General features: G+C 64.6%; 24 protein-coding genes, 1 tRNA gene and 3 pseudogenes. 5 read left to right on the top strand and 23 right to left on the bottom strand.

What is annotated here, in order from left to right:
- Positions 1 to 21: 21 nt before the first annotated feature.
- Positions 22 to 1,518, top strand: coding sequence for an acyl-CoA carboxylase subunit beta (locus tag CDN38_RS21635; RefSeq protein ID WP_075512843.1), 1,497 nt, complete (start codon positions 22 to 24; stop codon positions 1,516 to 1,518).
- 75 nt (positions 1,519 to 1,593) lie between these two features.
- Here CDN38_RS21635 and CDN38_RS21630 read toward each other — a convergent pair whose 3' ends face one another.
- From CDN38_RS21630 to CDN38_RS21600, 7 genes are read right to left on the bottom strand one after another with little or no spacing between them, the layout of a single operon-like run.
- Positions 1,594 to 2,799 (bottom strand): acyl-CoA dehydrogenase family protein, encoded by a 1,206-nt coding sequence (locus tag CDN38_RS21630; protein WP_075512842.1) that lies wholly within the window; start codon positions 2,797 to 2,799, stop codon positions 1,594 to 1,596.
- Positions 2,800 to 2,815: 16 nt separating this feature from the next.
- Positions 2,816 to 3,880 (bottom strand): acyl-CoA dehydrogenase family protein, encoded by a 1,065-nt coding sequence (locus CDN38_RS21625; RefSeq protein WP_075512841.1) that lies wholly within the window; start codon positions 3,878 to 3,880, stop codon positions 2,816 to 2,818.
- 2 nt (positions 3,881 to 3,882) lie between these two features.
- Positions 3,883 to 4,713: an amidohydrolase family protein gene (locus tag CDN38_RS21620; protein WP_075512840.1), complete on the bottom strand. Its 831-nt coding sequence runs from the start codon at positions 4,711 to 4,713 to the stop codon at positions 3,883 to 3,885.
- Positions 4,710 to 6,329, bottom strand: coding sequence for an acyl-CoA synthetase (locus tag CDN38_RS21615; RefSeq protein WP_075512839.1), 1,620 nt, complete (start codon positions 6,327 to 6,329; stop codon positions 4,710 to 4,712). Before CDN38_RS21615 ends, CDN38_RS21620 begins: the two co-directional genes overlap by 4 nt.
- Positions 6,330 to 6,338: 9 nt before the next feature.
- A complete protein-coding gene (locus tag CDN38_RS21610) occupies positions 6,339 to 7,544 on the bottom strand; it encodes an amidohydrolase family protein (RefSeq protein ID WP_075512948.1) in 1,206 nt (401 codons plus the stop codon).
- Positions 7,545 to 7,552: 8 nt separating this feature from the next.
- A complete protein-coding gene (locus CDN38_RS21605; RefSeq protein WP_075512838.1) occupies positions 7,553 to 8,380 on the bottom strand; it encodes an enoyl-CoA hydratase in 828 nt (275 codons plus the stop codon).
- Positions 8,381 to 8,413: 33 nt separating this feature from the next.
- Positions 8,414 to 9,421, bottom strand: a complete 1,008-nt coding sequence (locus CDN38_RS21600) for a dihydrodipicolinate synthase family protein (RefSeq protein WP_075512837.1) — start codon at positions 9,419 to 9,421, stop codon at positions 8,414 to 8,416.
- 170 nt (positions 9,422 to 9,591) lie between these two features.
- Between CDN38_RS21600 and CDN38_RS21595 the strand changes: the two genes are divergently transcribed.
- Positions 9,592 to 10,389: a TetR/AcrR family transcriptional regulator gene (locus CDN38_RS21595; protein ID WP_075512836.1), complete on the top strand. Its 798-nt coding sequence runs from the start codon at positions 9,592 to 9,594 to the stop codon at positions 10,387 to 10,389.
- A 5-nt stretch (positions 10,390 to 10,394) separates the two neighbouring features.
- Here the strand turns inward: CDN38_RS21595 and CDN38_RS21590 are convergent, their stop codons facing one another.
- From CDN38_RS21590 to fabG, 6 genes are all read right to left on the bottom strand, one after another.
- Positions 10,395 to 10,754, bottom strand: a complete 360-nt coding sequence (locus CDN38_RS21590; RefSeq protein ID WP_075512835.1) for an Rv1352/Rv1906c domain-containing protein — start codon at positions 10,752 to 10,754, stop codon at positions 10,395 to 10,397.
- Between the two features lie 97 nt (positions 10,755 to 10,851).
- Positions 10,852 to 11,547, bottom strand: coding sequence for a GntR family transcriptional regulator (locus tag CDN38_RS21585; protein WP_075512834.1), 696 nt, complete (start codon positions 11,545 to 11,547; stop codon positions 10,852 to 10,854).
- Between the two features lie 4 nt (positions 11,548 to 11,551).
- Complete coding sequence (locus tag CDN38_RS21580) at positions 11,552 to 12,745, bottom strand: acyl-CoA dehydrogenase family protein (protein ID WP_099319166.1); 1,194 nt, start codon at positions 12,743 to 12,745, stop codon at positions 11,552 to 11,554.
- Positions 12,738 to 13,949, bottom strand: a complete 1,212-nt coding sequence (locus CDN38_RS21575) for a CoA transferase (RefSeq protein WP_099319165.1) — start codon at positions 13,947 to 13,949, stop codon at positions 12,738 to 12,740. The genes CDN38_RS21580 and CDN38_RS21575 overlap by 8 nt, the downstream gene beginning before the upstream one ends.
- Positions 13,950 to 13,951: 2 nt before the next feature.
- Positions 13,952 to 15,163: an acetyl-CoA C-acetyltransferase gene (locus CDN38_RS21570; protein WP_075510467.1), complete on the bottom strand. Its 1,212-nt coding sequence runs from the start codon at positions 15,161 to 15,163 to the stop codon at positions 13,952 to 13,954.
- A complete protein-coding gene (gene fabG, locus CDN38_RS21565; RefSeq protein WP_099319451.1) occupies positions 15,160 to 15,903 on the bottom strand; it encodes a 3-oxoacyl-ACP reductase FabG in 744 nt (247 codons plus the stop codon). The genes CDN38_RS21570 and fabG overlap by 4 nt, the downstream gene beginning before the upstream one ends.
- Positions 15,904 to 15,974: 71 nt before the next feature.
- Here fabG and CDN38_RS21560 point away from each other — a divergent pair, with 71 nt between their 5' ends.
- Entirely contained in the window at positions 15,975 to 17,135 is a 1,161-nt protein-coding gene (locus tag CDN38_RS21560; RefSeq protein WP_075510466.1) for an acyl-CoA dehydrogenase family protein, read from the top strand.
- Between the two features lie 183 nt (positions 17,136 to 17,318).
- Here the strand turns inward: CDN38_RS21560 and CDN38_RS21555 are convergent, their stop codons facing one another.
- Both CDN38_RS21555 and CDN38_RS21550 read right to left on the bottom strand, forming a co-directional pair.
- Positions 17,319 to 17,759: a DUF4267 domain-containing protein gene (locus tag CDN38_RS21555; RefSeq protein ID WP_075510465.1), complete on the bottom strand. Its 441-nt coding sequence runs from the start codon at positions 17,757 to 17,759 to the stop codon at positions 17,319 to 17,321.
- A 205-nt stretch (positions 17,760 to 17,964) separates the two neighbouring features.
- Positions 17,965 to 18,048: transfer RNA gene (locus CDN38_RS21550), tRNA-Leu, on the bottom strand.
- Between the two features lie 369 nt (positions 18,049 to 18,417).
- Between CDN38_RS21550 and CDN38_RS21540 the strand changes: the two genes are divergently transcribed.
- Together CDN38_RS21540 and CDN38_RS21535 are read left to right on the top strand one after the other, a co-directional pair.
- Entirely contained in the window at positions 18,418 to 18,792 is a 375-nt protein-coding gene (locus CDN38_RS21540) for a hypothetical protein (protein ID WP_075510464.1), read from the top strand.
- Positions 18,789 to 19,142 carry a DUF3817 domain-containing protein gene (locus tag CDN38_RS21535; RefSeq protein ID WP_075510463.1) on the top strand — a complete coding sequence of 118 codons (354 nt, stop codon included), beginning with the start codon at positions 18,789 to 18,791 and terminating at the stop codon, positions 19,140 to 19,142. The genes CDN38_RS21540 and CDN38_RS21535 overlap by 4 nt, the downstream gene beginning before the upstream one ends.
- Positions 19,143 to 19,382: 240 nt before the next feature.
- On the opposite strand, the gene rdgB is transcribed toward CDN38_RS21535, so the two are convergent.
- The 8 genes and pseudogenes from rdgB to CDN38_RS21500 form a co-directional block, all read right to left on the bottom strand.
- Entirely contained in the window at positions 19,383 to 19,985 is a 603-nt protein-coding gene (gene rdgB, locus CDN38_RS21530) for an RdgB/HAM1 family non-canonical purine NTP pyrophosphatase (protein WP_180276367.1), read from the bottom strand.
- Between the two features lie 33 nt (positions 19,986 to 20,018).
- Positions 20,019 to 20,597 carry a DUF4395 domain-containing protein gene (locus CDN38_RS21525; RefSeq protein ID WP_233026979.1) on the bottom strand — a complete coding sequence of 193 codons (579 nt, stop codon included), beginning with the start codon at positions 20,595 to 20,597 and terminating at the stop codon, positions 20,019 to 20,021.
- A gap of 269 nt (positions 20,598 to 20,866) precedes the next feature.
- The gene (rph, locus tag CDN38_RS21520) at positions 20,867 to 21,646 is read right to left on the bottom strand and encodes a ribonuclease PH (RefSeq protein ID WP_036400277.1); all 780 of its coding nucleotides are present in this window, start codon (positions 21,644 to 21,646) and stop codon (positions 20,867 to 20,869) included.
- A 115-nt stretch (positions 21,647 to 21,761) separates the two neighbouring features.
- Positions 21,762 to 22,094 (bottom strand): DUF1801 domain-containing protein, encoded by a 333-nt coding sequence (locus CDN38_RS21515; RefSeq protein WP_075510461.1) that lies wholly within the window; start codon positions 22,092 to 22,094, stop codon positions 21,762 to 21,764.
- 35 nt (positions 22,095 to 22,129) lie between these two features.
- Positions 22,130 to 22,553, bottom strand: a pseudogene (locus tag CDN38_RS21510) (VOC family protein).
- A 5-nt stretch (positions 22,554 to 22,558) separates the two neighbouring features.
- Positions 22,559 to 22,734: pseudogene (locus CDN38_RS33115) on the bottom strand (AraC family transcriptional regulator); the annotation flags it as partial.
- Between the two features lie 142 nt (positions 22,735 to 22,876).
- A pseudogene (locus CDN38_RS33110) lies at positions 22,877 to 22,990 on the bottom strand (AraC family transcriptional regulator); the annotation flags it as partial.
- Positions 22,991 to 23,022: 32 nt separating this feature from the next.
- The gene (locus CDN38_RS21500; protein WP_075510460.1) at positions 23,023 to 23,796 is read right to left on the bottom strand and encodes a cyclic nucleotide-degrading phosphodiesterase; all 774 of its coding nucleotides are present in this window, start codon (positions 23,794 to 23,796) and stop codon (positions 23,023 to 23,025) included.
- Positions 23,797 to 23,853: the final 57 nt, after the last annotated feature.

Here is a 23,853-nt window from a genome sequence, read left to right as displayed (position 1 = left end):
TCCAGTATGTAGGACAGACGCATGACCAAAGCCGAGGATTGGCAGCAGACGCTCGAGGACCTCGACCGTCGCCGCCGGCAGGCACGGGCGATGGGTGGGCCGGAGCGACTCGACAAGCATCGCGGTTTGGGCAAACTCGACGCGCGCGCCCGCATCGAACGCCTGCTCGACCCGGGCACTTTCCGTGAACTTGGCACCATCGTCGGCGGCGAGGTCGCGGCCGACGCGGTCGTCACCGGCTGGGGCCGGATCAACGGCGTCCCGGTGATGGTGGGCGCCGAAGACTTCACGACGCTGGCCGGAACCATCGCGCCCGGTAGCAATTCCAAGCGCTACCGCATCGCCGAGCTGGCGTTGCGCGACAAGATAGCGCTGGTGATGCTGCTCGAAGGCGCCGGGTTTCGCCCCACCGGTGCCCATTACGGACGTAGCCCGACCGACCTGCTGGCCCAGGCACGGTGCTCGGGCCGGGTTCCGACGGTGGCCGCGGTGCTGGGCGCCTCGGCCGGACACGGCGCCCTGGTGGCCCCGATCTGTGATTTCACCGTCATGAGCCGACAGGGCGCGATCTTCACGGCCGGTCCGCCCGTGGTCAAAGAGTCTACGGGTGAAGACATTTCGAAAGAAACGTTGGGTGGTCCGGACGTCGCCCTGGCCAGCGGTGTCATCCATAATGTCGCCGACGACGATGCGGCTGTGCTGGATATCATTCGCCGCTACCTGTCCTATTTCCCGTCGAGCGCGTGGTCGTATCCGCCGTCGCTGCCGGCCTCTTCGGCATCCGGCCCACGGTCCACTCCGGAATTGCTGGAGATCGTCTCGCGCGACAACCGCCGCGTCTACGACATACGTTCGGTGCTCGATATCGTTTGCGACTCGCCCGACTGGTTGGAAGTACAACCGCATTTCGGCCGGGCCATCATCTGCGCCCTCGCCCACCTCGGGGGGCATCCGGTCGCGGTCGTAGCCAACCAGCCGCAGGTGCTGGCCGGGTCCATCGACGCCGACGCCGCCGACAAGGCCGCACACTTCATCATGGTGGCCGACTCCTTCCACCTGCCAATCGTTTTCCTGGCCGACAACCCCGGCATGCTGCCGGGCAGCCGGTCCGAACGTGCCGGCGTATTGCGCAGCGGGGCAAGGATGTTCGCCGCGCAGACCGCGGCCACCACGCTGAAGCTGCACGTGACATTGCGTAAGGCCTACGGCTTCGGCTCCATGGTGATGGGACTGATCAGCTTCGACGGCCAGGTGGCGACGTTCGCCTATCCGGGCGCGACCATGGGCGCCATGGGTGCCGCGGCGCTCAGCCGCGCCTCACATGCAGACCAGGAGCTGTCCGCGAAGCTGCGAAACGCGGAGCTGCAGGCGTCGTTTCGGTCGGCCGAGCATATGGGCTTCGACGAACTCATCGACCCCCGCGAAACCCGGGACGCGTTGCTGGCCGCGCTGCAGCGCGGCATCCACGCCCGGCAGGCCGCCGCGGAACCGGTGACGCGCACGCTCATCATGCCGTGACGTCGTCTTGCCGAACGTCCGTCGCGCCGAACGTGAACCTACTGTGACGACACGCCGATGCCCACCGCAGCCTGTTCACGCTCGGCGCGAGGAAACTTTGGTAGCGGGCGGCGCGTGGATCTGCTTGCCCAGTCCAAGGACGTGCTCGGCGATCATGTTGCGGAACACTTCCAATGTGCCGCCGTAGATTCCGACCAACGGCGCGAAGCGGTAGACGTACTCGGCGCCGCCGTCATCGGCCGCGCCGTCGGCCCCGAACGGCAATGCAGCGGGGGTCCCCAGAATGTCCATCAGATCCGGGGAGATGTCGCGCATGGTTTGTGCGATCGCCACTCGCCCGAAGATGCCCGGCGCCGACAGCGCTGCCTCCACCCGCGCGACACCGCGGCCCAATCGATATGCCACCGACCCATCGTCGAGCAGCCGGTGCCCGCCGGGACCGGGCTTGGTCACCTGCGCCGCGACCCGGTCGACCGCTTCGGCCATGACGCCGGCCTGGTGCATCATGATCGAGGTGTCCTGCAACCCGTCGGGTGCCGGCGCGACCGCGCCGTGCTCGACGTTGAGCGGCTCCCGCAGGACCGTCCAGCCCCCGTTGACCTCGCCCAGCCGATACTTGTCATCGACGCGCACGTCACTGTAGTAGACGATGTTCGTCCGGTCGCCGTCCACCGTGCGGATGCCCCGGATCTCGATGCCCGGCGAGTCCAGCGGCACCAGAAACATGGTCAGGCTCTTGTGCTTTCGGGCCTGCGGGTCAGTGTTGGTGATCAGAAAGACGTATTGGCAGTTGTGCGCGCCGGTGGTGAACATCTTCGAACCGTTGATCACCCAGCTATTGCCGTCGTGCACCGCGCGGGTCTTGCAGGTGGCGACGTCGGATCCGCCTTCGGGTTCGGTGTAGCCCAGGCACAGCCGGACATGGCCGCTGAAGACGCCGGGCAATACTTCCTCGATAAGCTCGGGCGAGCCGAACTTCGTCACCGAACGAGCCACCATGGCGGTCGTTCCCCACGTCACCCATGGCACCCGTGCCCGCCGCTTCTCCAGCTCCCAGATGCGCCGCCGCACTCTGCTGAATCCACCCTCGCATTCCGTCTTCCACTCCGCTGCCAAATACCCTGCGGCGCCGAACTTCAGGTGCAGACCCTCATGGAAGTTGTCGCCGGTCTCACGGTCGTGACGGCGGACCTCGTCGGTCACGTGCTCGGTCAGGAAGCGGCGCGCCTCGTCGCGGAATGCCTGGTCCTCTTCGGAAAGATCCACCAGGGAAAAGTCCATCGTTGGGCTCCAGTTCCTAGACGCACGCGGCGCGCGACGCGGTTTCGCGGGCGGCCACGATCTCGGCAATCCGCCGGGCGCAGGCGCCCGGATCACCGCCGGCCAGTGGCCATCCGCGGGCCCGCACCAGATAGGCGGTGGCGGCGGCCTCAGCCGAAACCCCGAGGCCTCCCTGGATGTGGACGGCCATGGTGGCGGCCTTCGCGGCTTCCTCGGCCATGAACAGAAACGCTGCCGGTGCCAGTTCCGGTCGTTCGCCGGGTTCGTTGTCCAAGAACCAGGCGGCCCGCCGAACCAGATTGCGCCCGCTGTGCACGGTGATGGCCATGTTCGCCAGCGGGTGCGAAATGCCTTGCAGCGTAGCGATGGGCACACCCAGCGTGTAACGGGTCTTGGCGAACTCCGCCGCGATCGTCATCGTCTCCTCGACCAGGCCAACCAGCGCCGCGGCCATCAGCAGTCGCCATTCATCCAGGGCCCGTTGATAATTCGCCATCGCCTCGGACCCGCGGGCCACGACCGTACGGGAGTCAGCGGACGCCGGATCAACCCAGGCCATCGGCAGCCGGCCGATGTTGTCCACCTTCGCCGGCTGCGTGCCGAACGTCAGGCTCAGGATATGGTCGCCGTCGGCAACGACGACATGGCCAGCAATCGACCCGGCGGGAACCGGCCGCCGGCCCGGCCCAGCGTCGATCCGCGGGTCGAGCGCCGCGACCTGTTCTCCGTTGGCCAGAGCAGCGGTTTCGGCGTCCAGCATCCCGAGGCGCGCCAACAGCCGCGTCGCGCAGACATGGTCGATCCACGGCACCGGCGCCAGCGAGCGGCCGATCTCCTCGGCCACCAGGGTGAGGTCGACCAGCGTCGCGCCATCACCAGCGGCGGACTCGGGCAGCGCCATCGTCGTGGCACCCATCCCGCACAACCGCTCCCACAGGCTCTTGTCGAAACCGGATGGCTCTGCGGCACGGACCGTTTCGATCGAGCAGTGGGTCTTGAAGAACTGTTTGTACGCCGACTGCAACGCGATATGGTCCTCGGACAAGCTGTAGTCCAGCCGGCGCAATTCGAAACGGTCCATCGTCAGCGCTCCTCACCGAAGAAGAATTCTCGGGCGTTGTCGTAGAGGTAGTTCTGCAGGACGTCGGACGGCAGGTCCAGGGCCAGCGCCTCGGGTATGACCCTGCGCATCGGCAACACCGGCCAATCAGAAGCGAAGATCACCTTGTTCTGGCCCCGGGTCCGCAGGTAATGCAGCAGGCTTTCCGGCAGCCGTTTGGGCGACCATGCCGAGGTCATCAGCCGCAGGTTGGCGTACTTGAGCAGCAGCCGGATCGCCACGTCCCACCATGGATCGGCGCCGTGGATCATGCACAGCCGCAGCTCCGGAAACCGTACGCACACCCGGTCGAGATGCATCGGATGCTGTACTTCTCCGGGGATCGGCGGTCCGGGTATGCCGGTGTTGACGCACAGCGGAAGGTCGAGTTCGGCGCACCTGGCGTAGAGCGGATAGTAGACGGCGTCGCTGGGCGGGTATTGCCCGTCTCCCCAAAAGCTGGGCCCGACAACGGCATACGCGACGGGCAGGTCGCTGACGATGGCGCTCAGTTCGCGCAACGGCTTGACCGGACGCAGCAGGTTGACTCCACCCATGGCCAGCGCGAACCGATCAGGCTTGGCTTCGACGAACGCGCGCGCGGTGGCGGACGGGTTGGCCAGCGAATCCATCAGGATCGCTTTGTGCACCCCCTGCTCGTCCATCTCGGCGAGCAGCGCGGAGAGGTCGACCGGTTCGAACATCGACTCGGGGCCCTTGAAGTAGTCGTCGCGAACCTTGAGCATCCAGGTCGGCTGGGATCCGGCCTCGCCGAAGTGGACGTTTACCAGGCAGTCGATCACTTTGTGCGTCATGGTGCCGGAACCCGCCGCGTCACTTGCTCTCTGGCCCACCGATAGTTCGGCTTGCCGTTGCCCAGACGCTGGATGTGCTCGACGAATAGGAACGCCTTGGGGGCCTTGAAATGCGCGAGCTGCGAGGTGCAGAAGGCATACAGCTCCGGTTCGACCACGCAGGCATCCGGACGCAACGCGACGAGCGCGACCACTTCCTGTCCCCAGCGCTCGCTGGGCCGTCCTAGCACCACGGCATCGGCAACGCCGGGATGTGTGCGCAGTACCTCCTCGACCTCTTCGACGAACACTTTCTCGCCGCCGGTGTTCACCACCAGGGAATCGCGGCCGAATAACCGGATGGTTCCGTCCTTCTCGAGGCAGGCCCGGTCACCCGGTATCACCACCCGCTGGCCGTCGATCTCGGGGAAGGTGCGTTGGGTGGCTTCGGCGTCGTTGAAGTATCCCAGTGGAATCCGGCCTATTCTGGCCGCCCAGCCGATCTCGGACTCGCCGGGCCGCAGGAATCGGCTGCGGTCCGCGGAGACGACGGTAGCGCCTACTCTGGGTTCGAAGGTTTCGCTGGCGGTTCCGTCGCGGCTGTACCCGAATGCCATGTTGCCGGTCTCCGACGAGCCGTAGCCCTCGATGATGGTGGCCTGCGGCAGCAACTCCATCAGTGCCCGTTTGTATTTCGCGTTGGTGGCCGCCCCGCCCGTGCCGATCGAGTGCACCGACGACAGGTCGTAGGTACGGTTCCGCAGCTCGGCGACCAGCGGCCCGGCGTATGCGTCGCCGACCATGGTGATCATGCCCACCCGTTCGCGCTGGGCGGTCGCCCAGACCGACCGCGCGTCGAGCTTGTCGCGGTCGTCGTACATGACGACGGTGAGGCCGTGCAGAAGAGCCGCGAACGCCGTCCACATGCCGGCCGCATGCATGAGAGGTGAAACGGCGAACCACGGCGGACCGCCCGCGCGCACCAGCTGATGGATCTCTTCGACGCTTGCATGGTCGGCGCCGACCATCGACGTCACGTAGATATCGCTTTGGCGCCATAGCACTCCCTTGGGGCGTCCGGTCGTTCCACCGGTGCACATCATGATCAGATCGTCCGGCGAACCCGCGACAGTGCGGTCATCGTCACAGGCAGCCAGCGCGTCGTCGAGCGAAACCGCGCCCGGCAGTTCGGCAGCGCCGCTCGCGTCGTCGACGGATATCAGTAGCTCGGCCCGGTCGGGCGGCAACACTTCGGCGAACCGGGCACCGAGCGAACGATGGTAGATGACGCCCCGCGGCTTGACATAGTCGAGCAGCTCAGCGATCTCACACGGCGAGTAGTGGTGGTTCACGTTGACCGGCACGACGCGCGCCTTGAGGCAGCCGATCACCATGTCGGGATACAGGTCGTTGTGCATGATCAGGGCAACCCGGTCCTGACCGCATTCCCACCGCTGCAGCGACTCACGCGGTCGGCGGGCTCCGAAGCCGTTGCCGTGCAGGTAGTTTGCCAACCGGTTGGTTCGTGCGGCCGACTCGGCGAACGTGCTGCGGCGCGGACCGCACACCGTCATCTGGCGATCCGGGATGACCTGCGCGATGGCGTCCAGCACGGCGCCGATAGTCCACTGGGGCACGACTTTTCCCTAGGCCACCGAGGACACCGTGATGCCGAGGAAGGCCACGGCGTTGTCGCGCATAATCTTTCGGGTGTCGACTTCGCTGAACGCGGCAAGTTCCCCGGTGAACGACAGGGGTGACTCCAGACCTTCGCCGTGGGGCCAGTCCGATCCGAACAGAATGCGATCGACGCCGATCTTGCCGGCCAGCAACTCGAGATCTTCCTCGTAGTACGGTGACACCCACACGTGCTCGCGCAACGTATCGACGGGATCGTTAGGAAACGAGCGCGGATGCTGGTTAGCCAGCTTCTTGAGCCGCTTGGCGAGCCGATGCACCCATTCCGAGCCGTTCTCGATGCTGGCGACCCGGAGTGCGGGATGACGATCGAAAACACCGTGGACGATCAGCGAAGCCATGGTGTCATGGATGGCACGGTCGTCGACGAGTATCTTGTCCAGCGGGTCGGGCGGGGCCGAGAACGGCTCGAAGGTTTCCTTTCCGCCCCACATCGCAGCGATTTTCAGGTAGCCGCTGTCGCCCAGGTGGAAGGCCACCGGCACGCCGGCTTCGGCTAGCCGCGCCCAGGCCGGGTCGTGCGAGCGGTGGCCCAGCGAGCGGTTCTTCGGAATACCAGGAACCGGCGCCGGACGCACATGCACCAGTCGTGCACCGCGTGCGAGCACGAAATCGATTTCTCTGACCGCTTCTTCGGGGTCGGCCAACGAAATCATTGGCGCGGCAAGGACGCGATGGTCCGGGCGGTCGAAACCCCAATCCTCGTCGAGCCACAGGTTGAAGGCATGCAGGGATGCCATCGTCGCCTCGATGTCACCCCTGAGTGCTTCCTCGACTCCACAGCCGAAGGTCGGGAACACCAGAATCGTTTCGATGCCTTGGCTTTCGAGCACAGCAACGCGTGCGTCCCGGTGCTGGTACTCCGGCCGCAATTCCAGCTTCTCGACCTTCATCAGCGACGCCGGGTCGACGCCCTCGGGAATCTCGCCGCGGAACAGCACGTCCAGGCAGCCCGGCACGATGATCGGATCGAAGGTCGGATTGGGGATGAATCGGTTGACGCGGTCGCCGATGATCGCCTGGGTATGGCGGCCGTCGCTGAACATCTGCACACCACGGCGGCGAAACCGCTTGTCCAGATGGCGGGTGAAGGCATCCAGTGGTTCGTAGTAGTGGTTGTCGACGTCGATCGGCTGGTAATTCAAGTGCCCCATGATCTTCCTCATTCCGATGTGAGCGACGGAAACCGTGGTTGCCGCTTCTGCAGGAAACTCACGATTCCTTCGACAACGTCTGGCCTCGGCATCGCCTCGCGCAGCAGAACTTCGGCGTGGGCAGTGGCTTCGATGACATCGCCAGTGGCGTCACCGTAGACCTGACGCTTGATCACCGCCATCGACGCCGGCGAGCAGTTGCGGGCGATGTCCTCCGCATACTCGAGAGTGCGCTTCATCAAATCCTCGGGCGCGACGACTTCCTTGACCAGACCCAACTCTGCGGCCTCTTCGGCCAAAAACGTTCGGCCGCTCAGCAACAGGTCCAGTGCGACGGCCCAGCTTGTCAAGCGCGGAAGTATCCAGGAGATGCCGAACTCGGCGATCAGCCCGCGCCGGGCGAAGACGGCGGCGAACTTCGCCCCGGCGGCGGCAAATCGAACGTCGCACATCAGCGCCTGCGTCAGACCGATGCCCGCGCAGGGACCGTTGATCGCGGCGATCACCGGCTTGCGCAGCGTCGTCAGGAAATGGGGCGGGCGGTCGCCGACCAAATCGGCCAGATCGGTCTGACGTGCCGTCGCCATCGTGGCCCCGTATCCCGCCGCTGAATCCGGCGAGCCCAAATAGGCACCGGCACAGAAGCCCCGGCCGCGGCCGGTCAGCACGATCACCCGGATCTCCGGATCCTGTTCGGCGCGGTCGAGCACCGCATAGAACCCCGCGGCAATGTCGGGGCCCCAGGCGTTGAGGCGATCGGGGCGGTTGAAGGTGAGGATCGCTACCCCACCGGGGGTTGGGTCGTAGAGCACCGCGTCGTCGCCAGCGTTGCTCATCGGTGTCCCCTCGACCCCACCGCGGCGCGGCGGTCAGCCATCGATGAGCCCCAGCCGACGGTAGGCAGCCGTGATCTGGGTCTTGGCCTCGGGCGGCAACTCGGCCTGGGGCGGCCGGGAATGCGGATAGGACCCGATCGGCAGACCCAGCACCGACGCCGAGTATTTGAACGCACCGCCCCAGTGGGTGAAGTAGTCGGGTCTGCCCGGATAGCAGGTCCACCACGAACCGAGGTCCACGTCGAATTGGTCCAGACCCGAATCACGTCCATAGTCCATCGCCTCGATGAGCTTGTCCCCCAACACCAAATCCCAGTATTCGGACAGCAGCCGCCGCTGCGGCGTCTCCATCAGATAGCCGGCCGTGCCCAGCTGTGCCGGACAGACGATTCCGGCGCGCAGCCATCCGGCGCGGTAGATCGTCTTGTCGCATTCCCAGAGCACCAGTCCGGGGGCGAGTTCGTGGAGCAGCCGACTGGCCTGGGGTCGGAAGGCGCCCTCCTTGGTCGCACACACCGCGGGCACTTCGTGGTAGATGTGCGCACTCTCGGCCGGCGTCAACACATACCCTGAGGACGGCGAATTGAACATGCCCAGCGCGATGTCGGTATGTGCGGCAACGTATTTGAAGAATCTCAACACGCCTTCACCGCCGTGGGTTTCCATCATCGGCGTCTGGATATAGGCGATGTCGGCGCCCGCCGCCTCGGCGTGCAGCGTCAAGTCCAGGCAGTCCAAGGCTGTCATCGCCGATGTGCAGGCCTGGATGACGACGTCAGGATTGCAGCGACGCCCTTCTTCGATCGCGACCTCGAGCAGCCGCTTCCGCTCGTCGATGGTCAGTGACCAGAATTCCCCGATTCCGCTGGTGCACCACAGCATCGGATGCCCGAGGTCACCGACGCAATAGCGCACCAGAGTCCGATAGGCATCCCAGTCGATGTCGTCGCCGTCGTTCCCGCAGAACGGCGTATACAGCGAGTCGCCGATGCCCCGCAACGCGCCCCGTGCCCAGGCACGCGCCTCACCGGCCGTTGCCACGCTGCCTCAGCCCGGTCATGCTCGCCCCGCCCAGCCGCTTATACCAAAAAGCCTACGATAGGTATTACAGTAGCAGACGTAAAGGCGCCCGAAGCAGTGCCGGTCAGGCGGATCGGCGCACGACCAGGACCGCGTACCCAACACAGATCTTCGATGGAGGTAGCCGCGTAGTGGCAAAGCAGGCAACCGCCGACAAGCGTCAGCGGCGCGAACGCGGGTCCATCAATCCAGACGACATCATCACCGGCGCCTTCAAACTGGCAGAACAGGTGTCCATCGACAACCTGAGCATGCCGCTGCTCGGCAAACATCTTGGAGTAGGCGTCACCAGCATCTACTGGTACTTCCGCAAGAAGGACGATCTGCTCAACGCGATGACCGATCGCGCCTTGAGCAAGTACGTCTTTGCCACCCCGTACGTCGAGGCCGACGACTGGCGCGAGACTTTACGCAACCACGCCCGCCTGATGCGGAAAACCTTCATGGGCAACCCGATCCTGTGCGATCTGATCCTGATCCGGTCGGCGCTCAGTCCCAGGGCCGCCCGGCTCGGCGCCCAGGAGATGGAGCGGGCCATCGCGAATCTGGTGCAGGCAGGTCTGTCCCCCGAGGACGCCTTTGACACTTATGCCGCGGTCTCGCTTCACGTCCGCGGGTCGGTGGTGCTGCATCGGCTCAACGAGAAGCACCAGTCCGCCGACAGCGGGCCGCGCGCGCTGGAAGACGCCATGGAGATCGACCCGCAAACCACACCCTTGATTGCCCGAGTCACCGGGAAGGGACACCGCATCGCGACCCCTGACGAGGCCAACTTCGAATACGGCCTCAACTGCATCCTCGACCACGCCGGCCGGTTGATCGAGGAACGGGCGATAGCAGCCAAATCGGCTTCACCGCAACGCAAAACGGCCAAGTCGTCCGCGCCGAGAAGACGGGCCAAGGCCGGCCCATCCACGGATCGAGGCTAGCCTCATTAGGAGACCCGCATCCAAAGTTTGCAGTTTCTCGTCTCGAAAGCCGCTACCGTCGCCGGGATCGTCACATACATCGGACCCATCGAGGTATTCGAGTTCACAATGTCCTCAGCGCTGGCCGCGGGTGTGCCGTGCATCAACCACGAACAGGTTGAGAGCTCGGACACCCGACCGAACACTAGGATAAGCGGATTCGATGGTCCCTCGGTGCGGTAAGTACCTGGTGCGATGTCAGTCCCCACCAGAAATACTCCGTCGCCGGGGAACTGGTCGCCCGGTTCGGCACCGGCCGGTGACGCGAGCGATATCGCGGCCGCGCAGGCAACCAGCGCGGCTGACGCTCGGAATGCATGGGGCATTTCGTCCTCTTCAATCTGGCTGGGCCTAGCGGCAGCCTATACCCATGCCAGCACCGGATAGCGCCGAATGGCTCGGGGTAATCGCCGTAGCTTCGGCCTAGCCGCGATGCGCCGGGCGCTCCGTTTCTGCCACCACCCCACGCGCAATCAGATGGTCGATCAACGGGATTGCGCTGGCGGCAAGATGGTCGGCCATGGCGGCGCGGGCCAGGTTGTCGTCGTGCTTGGCCAGTGCCGACAATATCCGCCGATGATGCTTGATTGCCCGGGCCGGCCAATGCTCGATGCTGGGAAACACCGATTCGGGTGCGTAACGGGTGATCTGGGACATCAATTGCGCCAGCTTCGGCGAGTCGGCCGCAATATTGATGGCCCGGTGAAACTCATGGTTGAGCTGGACCGTCCGCTCGTCGTCGTCGGCGGCGTAAGCCTCCTCGAGCTGCGCCTGGATCTGCCTGAGGTCACGCAACTGCTGGTCGCTGATGCTGATCGCGGCTCTCGCCGCCAGCTCGCCGCCAACGTGCGCCTGCACGTTGGCGACGTCAGCGAGGTCGCGTTTGGTCACTGGCAACACCACGAACCCGCGGCGCGGCTGCTGGGCGACCAGTCCTTCGGCGCGCAACGTCAACAGCGCCTCACGCACCGGTGTCACGCTGATTCCCAATTCCGCGGCCAGCTGATCGAGGCGAATGTAGTTGCCCGCGGCGTAGCTGCCGTCGTAAATCCTCTTGCGGACAAAACTCGCCACGTCGTCGGAAAGCTGCGGCCGCGCAGCGAAATCCGGGACAGTCATCGCTTCACATCCGATACTCGTCGAGCAGCCGCTTGCTGATGATGGACTTCTGTATTTCGCTGGTTCCCTCGCCGATCAGCAGGAACGGCGCATCGCGCATCAGCCGCTCGATCTCGTAGGCCGTCGAGTATCCGTAACCGCCGTGGATGCGGAAGCTTTGCTGGGTGACTTCCGAACAGTATTCGCTGGCAAGGTATTTCGCCATTCCCGCGGCGACGTCGTTGCGCTCGCCCGAGTCTTTCAGCCGCGCTGCGTTGACCATCATCAGGTGTGCCGCTTCGACCTTGGTTGCCATCTCGGCCAGCTGGAAAGCGATGGCCTGGTGCTCGGCGATCGGCTTACCGAAGGTGTGGCGTTGCTGGGCGTACCGCACCGCGAGCTCGAAGGCTCGAATGGCAACACCACAGGCTCGCGCCGCGACGTTCACCCGGCCGACTTCGATGCCGTCCATCATCTGGACGAAGCCCTGCCCCGGAGTGCCGCCGAGGATGTCGTCGGCGGGTGCCCGGTAACCGTCGAAGATGAGTTCGGTGGTATCGATGCCCTTGTAGCCCAGTTTGTCGATCTTTCCGGGGATCACCAAGCCCGGTGCCACTTCTCCGAAACCGGTGGGCTTTTCGATGAGGAATGCGGTCAGGTTGCGGTGCGGCTTGGCCGCGCCTTCGTCGGTGCGTACCAGCACCGCCACGAGCGTCGAACTGGCGCCGTTGGTCAGCCACATCTTCTGGCCATCGATGACGTAGTCGCCACCGGGATCACGTCGGGCCCGGGTGCGGATCGCGGCGACGTCGGAGCCCAGTTCCGGCTCGGACATCGAGAACGCGCCGCGACACTCGCCGGTGGCCATCCGCGGCAGGAAGCGCCGCTTCTGCTGGTCGGTGCCGTGCTGGCGCAGCATGTAGGCCACGATGAAGTGGGTGTTGAGCACACCGGATACACTCATCCAGCCGCGCGCCAGCTCTTCGACGCATAACGCGTATGTCAGCAGCGACTCCCCCAGGCCGCCGTATTCTTCGGAGATCATCAGGCCGAACAAGCCCATGGCACGCATCTGGTCGACGATGGCCTGCGGATAGGTGTCGGCACGCTCCAGCTCCGGCGCGTTGGGAATGATGTCTTTGTCGACGAATTGCCGTACGGTGGCGATGATTTCGGTTTGCAGCTCGGTCATCCCGAGGGTCTGGGCAAGTCTAGTCATGTGCTGGTGTTCCTATCGTCTTGGCGCCCGACAATCGCGCGATTTCGGCGGCCGTCAGTCCGAGGTACTCGGTCAGCACCGCAGCGGTGTCCTGTCCGAGTGCCGCTGCGGGCGTGCTGGCCGGGTGGGCGCCATCGAACGCCGTCGGCATGCCAGGGGCCAGATAATCACCGATTTCGGGCTGGCACAGTAGGGAAAACAGCGGGTTGGCAGTCACTTTCGGGCTCGCAGCTACCTGCGCGAAGCTGCGGTAGCGTTCGAAAAGCACGGTGGTACCCGACAGTGCCGCAGTGATCTCGTCGGCGTTGTGGTCGCCGAACCAGGTCGCGAAGAGGCCCGTGAGGACATCGCGGTAGCGGTACCGGTCGCCTTCGGCGGCGAAGTCCACGCCCAGCGCCTCGGCCAGTGCCGACACCGCCGCCCCGGTGCCAGTCGCGTCGACCAGATCGCGAAAGTGCTTACCCGTCAACGTGACAACCATGAACCCGACCCCGTCGCGGCTAGTGAAGTCCTGGCCGTATTGGCCATAGACGGCATTTCCCAGCCGCTGCCGTTGCGTCCCAATGACCTGCGGCTCGGTCAACAGCCCCAGGTTTCCCGCCGTCGCCAGCGCAACGTCTTCCAGCGCCAGACTGACCCGAGCCCCCATCCCGGTCTGGTCGCGGCGGCGCACCGCAGCGACGACGGCCAGCGCGGCATACAGACCGCAACAGACGTCCCAGGCCGGCAGCACGTGGTTGACCGGGCCGGCGTGGCCGACCGGACCGGTGACCAGCGGGAAGCCGGTGGCCGCGTTGACGGTGTAGTCGACGGCAGTTGAGCCGTCGCCTCGCCCGAGTAGCTGCAGGTGGATGACGTCGGAACGCCGGGCTGCGAGCAGCTCGTGGCCGAGCCAGGGAAAGCCGGCATTGGTCACCACGATGCCGTCGCCCTCGACGACCAACCGCTGCACCAGCTGCTGTCCTTCCGCCGAGCGCAGATCCACGGTCACCGAACGCTTTCCCTTGTTCAGTCCGGTCCAGTAGATCGACGTTCCGGATGAAGCGAGCGGCCAGCGCTGCACGTCGGCAGCGCCGCCGATCGGATCGACGCGGATCACCTGTGCACCAAGCTGACCGAGCGTCAAGCCGCACAGCGGTGCGGCCACGAAGCTGGAAACCTCGACGATGCTGATACCGCTCAAGGGCAACGCGGGACCGGGCATGTCTATGCGACCACTTCGAAGACGGCGGCCAGCCCCTGACCCCCGCCGATGCACATGGTCTGCAGGCCGTAGCGCGCCTGGCGGCGGTCCAGTTCACGCGCCAGAGTGGCCAGCATCCTGCCGCCGGTGGCGCCGACGGGATGACCCAACGAGATGCCGGAGCCGTGCACGTTGGTGCGCTCCCGGTCGGCGGCACCGAAGTTCCACTCCCGCATCACCGCAAGCGCTTGGGCGGCGAACGCTTCGTTGAGTTCGATGAGGTCGATGTCGGCCAGCCGCAGGCCCGCCTTGGCGAGTGCGGCCTCGGTCGCGGGCACCGGACCGATGCCCATGATGTCGGGCGCCACCCCCGCCAGCCCCCAGGACACCAACCGGACCAACGGCCGCAAGCCGTACTCGGCGGCCTTGGCCGGCGTGGTCACCACGCACATCGATGCCGCATCATTTTGGCCGCTGGCGTTGCCGGCTGTTACCGTGGCCTCCGGATCTTGTTTCAGCAGAACAGGTTTGAGCTTGCTCAGCGACTCAAGCGTGGTGTCGGCGCGGGGATGCTCGTCGGTGCCGATCAGCTCCTCGCCGTGTCGGGTGGGCACTGCGACTGGAATGATCTCCTCGGCGAAGACGCCGTCTTTTTGGGCGGTGACCGCGCGCTGATGCGACGTCACCGCGAGTTCGTCTTGCTCCAGCCGCGAAATGCCGTACCGGCGGCGCAGATTCTCGGCCGTCTCCAGCATTCCGCCGGGCATCGGATAATTCCGGCCCCCGGCCGTGGTGCGGCCACGAGCCAGCCCGTCGTGCACCCGGATACCACCGCGGACGCCACCCCAGCGCATATCCGTGGAATAGAACGCGACATTGCTCATGCTTTCGCAGCCGCCGGCGACGACGAGGTCGTTGTCGCCATTGCTCACCTGCAGACAGGCGTGGATCACGGCCTGCAGGCCCGAACCGCAGCGGCGGTCGACCTGCATGCCGGGAACCGTCACGGGCAGGCCGGCATCCAATGCGACCACGCGGCCGACGGCAGGTGCCTCACTGCTGGGATAGCAGTGCCCCAGGATCACGTCCTGCACCGCATCGGGCGGCAGACCGGTGCGTTCCAGCAGCCCGCTGAGTGCAGCGACACCGAGATCAACGGCACTGAGCGACTTGAACATCCCGCCGTAGCGGCCGATCGGCGTGCGGACCGGCTCACAGATGACAGCGTCAGTCATATGAACCGCCCGCCGGTGACATCCAGCACGGTTCCGGTCATGTACGAGGACAGGTCAGAGGCCAAAAACAAGGCGACGCTGGCGACTTCGCTGGGCTCACCCGCCCGGCCCATCGGAACCTCGGCCAATTTTTGGTCCCAAATGCGTTGCGGCATGGCTTCCGTCATTGCCGAGCGAATCAATCCGGGGGCGATTGCGTTCACTCGAACACCCACGTGGGCAAGCTCTTTGGCGGCGGCCTTGGTCATCCCGACGATCCCGGCCTTAGCCGCGGAGTAATTGGTTTGGCCCACCATCCCGACCTTGCCCGACACCGAGGACATGTTCACGATTGCGCCCCGCTTGTTTTCGCGCATGATGGCCGCCGCCAGCCGGGTGCCATTCCAGGTGCCCTTCAGATGTACGTTGATCACCTGGTCGAACTGCTCCTCGGTCATGTTGCGCATGGTCGCGTCTCGGGTGATGCCGGCGTTGTTGACCATGACGTCGAGACCGCCGAAAAGCTCGACGGCCGTGCGGATGAGCGTTTGGACCTCGTCGGCTTTGGTCACGTCGCACCGCACGGCCGCGGCTACTGCATCGCCGCCCAGCTTCTGGGCCGCGGCTTCGGTCGCTTCGAGGTTCACATCACCGAGCACGACGCGCGCGCCCTCTTTGACGAATCGCTCGGCAATGGCCAAGCCCAGTCCTTGGGCTCCGCCGGTGACCACCGCGGTCTGACCGTTCAGCAATGACATCAACTGTTCCTCACTGTCCTGCCCGCAGCCGGGCACTCACCGTTCAAATATCATATTTCATATATGATGATGCGATGCCCGTGACAGTCAGCGACGAGGACTTTCAGCAGATCCTGACCCAGACCCGTCACTTCGTCCGCACCGCCGTGATCCCGCGTGAGCAGGAGATCTTGGACAACGATCGGGTGCCGGACGACCTGCGCGAGCATGCCCAGAAGATGGGATTGTTCGGCTACGCGATTCCACAAGAATGGGGCGGGCTTGGCCTCGACCTGCCGCAGGACGTCGAACTGGCCATGGAGCTGGGCTACACCTCGCTGGCGTTGCGGTCGATGTTCGGCACCAACAACGGCATCGCCGGGCAGGTGCTGGTCGGCTTCGGCACCGACGAGCAGAAAGCCCGCTGGCTGGAACCGATAGCCTGCGGCGACGTCGTCGCCTCTTTCGCACTGACCGAACCCGGCGCGGGGTCGAATCCAGCCGGATTACGCACCAAAGCGGTTCGGGACAACGGCAATTGGGTGATTTCGGGGCAGAAGCGCTTCATCACCAATGCGCCGGTCGCCGGTTTGTTCATCGTCTTCGCGCGGACCAGGCCGGCCGACGAGCGGGGCGCCGGTATCGCGGTCTTCCTGGTTCCCGCGGACGCGGCAGGAGTGGACGTCGGTGTCAAGGACGCCAAGATGGGCCAGGAAGGGGCATGGACATCCGACGTCAACTTCAACGACGTCCGGGTCGACGCCGGGGCGCTGATCGGCGGCAGCGAGGACATCGGCTATCGAGCTGCCATGACGTCGTTGGCACGCGGCCGGGTGCATATCGCCGCGATCGCGGTCGGCACGGCTCAGCGAGCGCTCGACGAGTCCGTGGCCTATGCCACCACCGCGACGCAGGGTGGCACCCTGATCGGAAACTTCCAGTTGGTGCAGGCGATGCTGGCCGATCAGCAGACCGGCGTGCTGGCCGGGCGCGCGCTGGTCCGCGATGCCGCACGGCTGTGGGTGTCAGGAGAGGACTGCCGGATCGCGCCGTCGGCGGCGAAGCTCTTCTGCACCGAAATGGCCGGCAAGGTAGCCGATCTCGCGGTGCAGATTCATGGTGGCAGTGGCTACATGCGTGGCGTCCCGGTGGAACGCATCTACCGCGATGTTCGGCTACTGCGGCTCTACGAGGGCACCAGCGAGATTCAGCGGCTGATCGTCGGGTCGAACCTGGTGCGAGCGGCGCAGCGTTAACCACTTCGAACGTGGCTCGTGCTTGGCGGCGAAGAACAGCAAGTCTCCTGTCGGCACTCCGCGGCGTCAGCCAGATCGGGGATGGTCAGATCGCCCTGCTGGCGGTCGCCCAACGACTGGGCGGCAGCATCTACTATCGCCTCGACTCGCCGCGCAGTTGTGCGTACGGCAAAGCCGCGTCGCTCAACCGTCGTCCGAGCGGCTCTCGCATGCCACGGAAGATCCTAGCGCGGCGAAAACCAGTGCGCCGCCTGCGCCCAGGAGAATCGCCTGGGTGCTGAGGTTTCCGCGTCGGGCCTCATCAAGTCCTGCGATTACGTCGACCGTGTCGATCACCGCGCCCGCCGCCGCGACCGCCCGAACCGCACCGGGCGGGGCCGCGAGCAACGCCACCGCCAGGGCGAGTTCTCGGGCACCGAAAAGCCTTGTCAGGAAGCGATTTGCGGTCACGGGGTCAATGCCGAAGAGCCGCGCCGTCGAGTCCGGGACGAGCCAGCTGCCGAGACCGACGGCAGCGCGGGTTGCGCCAAGCGCAATACGTGCAGTGGAATAGGTCACCATTTCACGAACATAGATCATGCGCATTTGGATGACACGGGCGCCGGGCAGGACGTCATCAACCACATGATGGCCAAAAAACGAGCCTCGACCGACCAAGTCAAGGGGGGCGCTAGCTGAATACTCTTTCCAGTGCCGCTGAGGCCTCACATCACGGGATAGCGCGGGAATCGCCTGTCTCCCTGCTGCACCTCACCACCCTTGGGCCAGCGATCCAACCGACTGGTCGACTGTAAACCGTACGGCGTCAGCCAACACACAATCACAAGGGTGCGGGCGGAGGGACTCGAACCCTCAAGCTCTCTCGAGCAATGGCACCTAAAACCATCGCGTATGCCAATTCCGCCACGCCCGCAGCGTTGCCGATCGTACCGCCCGGCGCGCCAGGCAAGTCTGTCGGTGGTCTCTCCTCCCTTGGGTCCATCACGACAAAAGGAGCCCGCAGGTGCGATCCGCAGAGAGTTCGCGGACTGATCGACAGCGACGGCTGCCGGGTCGTCGCCAACGATCGCGGAGTGCGAAGCGTTCGCTACCACTTCTCGAACAGATCCGAGGACATCCTGGGCTTGTTCACCTGGGCACTCGATGACCATGGAATCTCCTGGACACGGTCGAGCCGTTACGTCATCGCCGGTTACCGCAAACCATTCATTTTCCACGGTCGCGCGTCTCGACGAGTTCGTCGGACCCAAGTCATAACGCATCGTCGCGGTACCGTCTAAGTGTGTCGACTACGCATCGTCGCAGGCCCGCGCTGATCGCCGTGGCGATCGTCGCCGCCTGCGGTTGCCTGGCCTTGGGCTGGTGGCAGTGGACCAGATTCCAGTCGGTGTCCGGCACCTTCCAGAACCTGGGATACGCCTTGCAGTGGCCGATGTTCGCCTGGTTCTGCATCTACGCGTACCGCAAGTTCGTTCGCTACGAAGAGGTGCCGCCGGAGCCGCGAAACACCATGACCGAGATACCAGCCGGACTGTTGCCCGAACGGCCCAAGCCCGCGCCACAGCCGACCGACGATCCTGCACTACAGGAATACAACGCATACTTGGCCGAACTCGCGAAGCACGATGCCGAAAGGCAGAACAGGAACACCGCATGACGACGCCTGAGACCCCCGAAACGCAGCGGAACACTATCTTTCCCGCGGAAAAGATCCGCACCGCGCTGCTCGGCTATCGCGTGATGGCGTGGACGACGGGTATCTGGCTCATCGCCCTGTGTTACGAACTGGTCTCCCACCTGGTCTTCCACCACGAGATCCGCTGGATCGAGATCGTGCACGGTTGGGTCTACTTCGTCTACGTGTTGGCCGCTTTCAATCTCGCCGTCAAGGTTCGCTGGCCGATCGGCAAGACAGTCGGTGTGCTGCTCGCCGGCACCATCCCGCTATTGGGCATCATCGTCGAACATTTCCAAACCAGGGACGTTAAGGCGCGTCACAACCTCTAGCGGGGCGGTGCCGGTCTGGCTGCCGCGCTCCGCGGAGTACCGGGGCTGTGCCAGCCACGTCCTTACATTCGTTCCGGCCAAGCCGGTACACAATTTGCCCAACTATGAGCGACAAGCCAAGGCGCACAACGGGGTTATCGCTGTTAGGTGGGCACAATGACCATCCGATCCCGAGGGGACTCAAGTGACTGATGTGACCAGCCCCGCCGTCGCCCAACAGCTGACGGCATCGGCACTGTTTTAGGCGAGGGCTCGCAACTCCGGCAACAGCAGCCTCAGCGCGCGGCCGCGATGTGACATCGCATCCTTCTCCTCGGGGCTCAGTTGCGCCGCGGTCCGCTGATAGCCGTCGGGAATGAAGATGGGGTCGTAGCCGAACCCGCCGTCACCGCGTGGCTCCCGCGCAATCGTGCCGGGCCAGTGACCGCGCACCACGACTTCGCCGGACGCCGACACCAATGCGCAGGCCGAGACGAATGCGGCACCGCGCCGGTCGTCGGGCACATCGCGCAACTGCGCCAGCAGTAGGGCGGTGTTGGCGGCGTCGTCGCCGTGGCCACCGGACCACCGGGCCGACAGCACCCCGGGCATGCCGTTGAGCGCCGCCACCTCCAAACCGGAGTCGTCAGCGACACTGGCCAGACCGGTCGCGGCGAACGTAGCACGCGCCTTGTTCAGTGCATTGTCCTCGAATGTCGCACCGGTTTCGGGGGCTTCGCCGAATGGTGCAACGTCGTTGAGCGACACCAATGTCACCCCGGACAATCCTGCGCCGTCCAGCACCCTACGGAGTTCGGCCAGCTTTTTGGGGTTGCGGCTGGCAACCAGCAGCTTGGTCACCAATCAATTCGAAACATGGTCATCGCGGCCTTGGGCCTACACACGACTTTCCTGGTTTATTGCCGGTCGTGGTGCTATTCCCCTGACATAAGGGACTTCGCAGTCTTCACAACCCCAAATCAATTTATGCAGGTAACAGCCCACACAAAAGCCCAGCGCGGCCTCCGACCACGTCAGGACAAAACAGACCGCAACAACAGCCGCCATCGCCACGGGCGACGCGCCTAACAGCCGCATGGCAAGACATATCGCGGCTAAACTGGCGCCGAGCAACCACGCAAACCGTTTCGGCCGCGTCGGTTTCCACACCGGACGAATGCCCATTGTTAACGCTGTGCCCAGAATGCCAGTAGGGCTCAATGGAGTTAATCCAGTAGCCGCCGCGGCCAACATATCAAAAAGTACGAGCGGACCAACGATGATCACTGGATCGGTTTCCGGACGCATGAGCAATAATGCGATCGTGATTGCCGAGATAATATTCAACAAACCCGCCCTTGCGCGGGTCGCGGTTTCGTTGATGCGCGGTTCCGCATGGGCATGCGTCATCTGCCCCATTGCCCACCACGGCTGGTTGAGAAAGGCATGTTCAAGTGGGACTTGCCGACTGGCCATCAATTAATCCTAAAACAATTGTTTTTGGCAAAACTCAATTGGATGCGCCGACAAGCGTATCATAACGGTATTGTGCGCGCCTCTGGCCAGCCACATTGAGCACATTGAGTCGATGACAATGGCAAACGCTACGGCCGACCAAGCCGAGCGGCGCCGCACTGCCGGTGATCGGCAAAGACATCGTCTCCATGAACGATGCTCCGGTTGTGGAGTTGGCCAACACCCCCGGCCATTGAGGCTTGAGTGTTCCGACTGGTGGATTACCAGGGTCAGCTTCCGAACGCTCTTGGTGGTGGCGGTCCTTCGGGCAGGACACCTGGATACGGCAGCGCCAACGCCTCCCGCTGAGCGGCGAACAATTTGTCGCAAGCACCCAGCGCCATGTCGAGCAGCTTGTCCAGCGTCGACCGCGGGAACGTCGCGCCCTCGCCAGTGCCCTGGATCTCCACCAGAGTCCCGGTATCGGTGGCGACGACGTTCATATCGACCTCGGCTCGGGAATCTTCCTCGTACGGCAGGTCAACTCGGATCCGGCCGTCGACCACGCCCACACTGATCGCGGCGATGGCGCACGACAACGGCCGGGGATCGGACAGTTTGCCGGCCGCCGCCAGGTAGGTCACGGCGTCCGCCAGCGCCACATAGGCACCCGTGATGGCCGCCGTGCGGGTACCGCCGTCGGCTTGCAACACATCGCAGTCGACCGCAATGGTGTTCTCCCCCAAGGCCGCCAGGTCGATGCATGCGCGCAGCGACCGACCGACCAGTCGACTGATTTCTTGGGTGCGGCCACCGACTCGCCCCTTGACCGATTCGCGGTCCGAACGAGTATGAGTAGCCGACGGCAGCATGGCGTACTCGGCGGTGAGCCATCCCACACCAGATCCCTTGCGCCAGCGCGGAACCCCCTCGGTGACGCTAGCCGTACACAGGACCTTGGTGCGACCGAATTCAATCAGCACCGAGCCTGCAGGGTTTTCGGTGAACCCGCGGGTGATGACCACCGGACGAAGCTCGTCATCGAGGCGGCCGTCTTCTCGTTTGGACACGACGCCAACCCTAGCGGGCCGACCTGGTGCGTCCGAGTGCGCCCAGAAGGCGCGTTGAGGAGGCAGGAAATCAAGCCTGCCGTTCGTGTGCACGGACCGGCTGCACCCGGATCGCTCAACCACGGGTATTCAGCTGCACCGCCTCGCGAATGAGCGCTATGAATGCCTCTTCGCCGATGGCATCGCCCTCGCGAATGTCGATTGCACACCGGGTATTGCCGTCCAGGCTGGCATTGAACAAACCTGCCGGGTCGGCCAGCGACGCTCCCTTGGCGAAAGTCACCTTCACCTGAGATGTGTAGGTCTCACCGGTGCAGATGATCCCGTCGTGCGACCAGACGGGAACGCCGCGCCACTTCCATTCCTCGATGACGTCCGGATCGGCCTGCTTGATGTGCTTGCGGATCCGCGCGAGCGTGTCGCCCCGCCAGTCGGACAGCTCGGCGATGTGCGTCGATGTTCTTCGTTGCGTCGCTCATTATTTCAGCTCAACTCCTGAATGCGGATCAGGTTGCCGGCGGGATCACGCAGTGCGCAGTCTCGAACCCCGTACGGCTGATCCGTCGGCTCCTGAATCACCTCGCCTTGGCCGTCATGCAGGCAGTTCTGCAGCCGCTCAAATGTGGCATCGAGTTCTTTGGTCGCCAAGAGCAGGGTGCCGCAACTGCCCTTGGCCATCATCTCGGCAATAGTGCGGCGCTCCTCACCAGTGATGCCGGGGTGGCATTCGGCGGGTACAAAACGATGGAGGTGTCGGGCTGATGCGGAGGACCGACCGTGATCCATCGCATCTTGCCCTTCCCGACATCGAGGCGGACCTCGAAGCCGAGAATGTCGCGATAGCATAGAAGGTCAGCGACTCCTCCGGGTCCTCGTGCGGAAGGAAGCTAGAGTGAGTGATGTCCATGACGCTCACGCTAGGTGCAGCTCGGTAACCGAGGCTTCTCGATTCCTGATCGGTCGGGTCACCTGCTTCTCCAGGCATGCCGGAATACCCTTCGCGGTGCCGGCTGTCCGCTCTCGATAAAGGCTGGGCGGCATGCCGACCAGCTCGAAAAGCGAGTGCTGAAGGTGCCCAGCGACGACGGGAGGGCCGTCGCCTACCAAGGACTTGATCACCGTGCCGCCCCGGCACCACAACGACCAAACCGGGGTACAACCAGCCGACACCCTGCCCACCGTCAGTGCCGGACCCCTACCCCCAGGTGGTCACCCTGAATGCCCCCGAACACGGGCGAGCGCGTCGACGTTGAGCGGCTGTGCATACTCGCGGTCCATCCTGTCCCGAGCGCGCCGCAGCAGCTCGAGGTCTCGTAAGCGCTGAGCCTCGGCCGGTGTGCTCATCTGCGCCGAACCACCGCCTTCGCCAGCGAGCTTCAGGCCCGCCGGACTTCGAAAGTCTCGTCGCACACCACCGCGTGTACGGGTCCGTCGAACTCGGCCTTGGCCTCACTGATGACATCCTCGCGCGATGTCCATGGCGGAATGTGGGTCAGCAGGAGCTCGCGGACCCCGGCCCACCTCGCGGCCCTTCCGGCTTCAGTGCCGGACAGATGCAGGTCCCGCGGACGGTCCGGGGAGTGTGTCCAGGAGGCCTCGCACAAGAAGACGTCCACGCCGCGAGCCAACTCGACGAGCTGGTCACAGATGCCGGTGTCGCCGCTGTAGGCCAATGACGCGCCGGTGGAATCGGTAAACCGCATGCCGTAGGACTCGGTCGGGTGAGCAACGACCCGGGGCACCACGGTAACCGCACCGAATGTCACCGGCTCGCCGTCCACCCAGTGGTGGACGTCGAAGATATCCGAGCAATCGTCGATCTCGCCGCCGTAGGGCGACGACGCTGCCCCCAGCCGTGACCACGTGTCGCTCGGGCCGTACAACAATGCCTTGCCCGCGGGAGGCGATGGGTGATAACGGCGCCATACGAATAACCCCGGCATATCCAGACAGTGGTCCGCGTGCAGATGCGACAACAGCACATGCACCGATCCGGGATCCAGGTGTCGTTGAAGTGCGCCGAGCACACCGCCACCGAAGTCGATGACCATCGGCGGGGTGTCCGGAGCCCGAAGCAGATAACCGGACGCGGCCGAATCCGGACCCACGACGCTGCCGCAGCATCCGAGCACGGTTATTCGCACGGACACTACTGTGCCATGCCCATTACCGCGATGAGAAAAACATTGCCGCAATAGGTGAGCAGA

The sequence above is a fragment of the Mycobacterium ostraviense genome (assembly GCF_002705925.1).
Classification (GTDB): domain Bacteria; phylum Actinomycetota; class Actinomycetes; order Mycobacteriales; family Mycobacteriaceae; genus Mycobacterium; species Mycobacterium ostraviense.
This window is presented reverse-complemented; position numbering and strand designations above follow the sequence as displayed.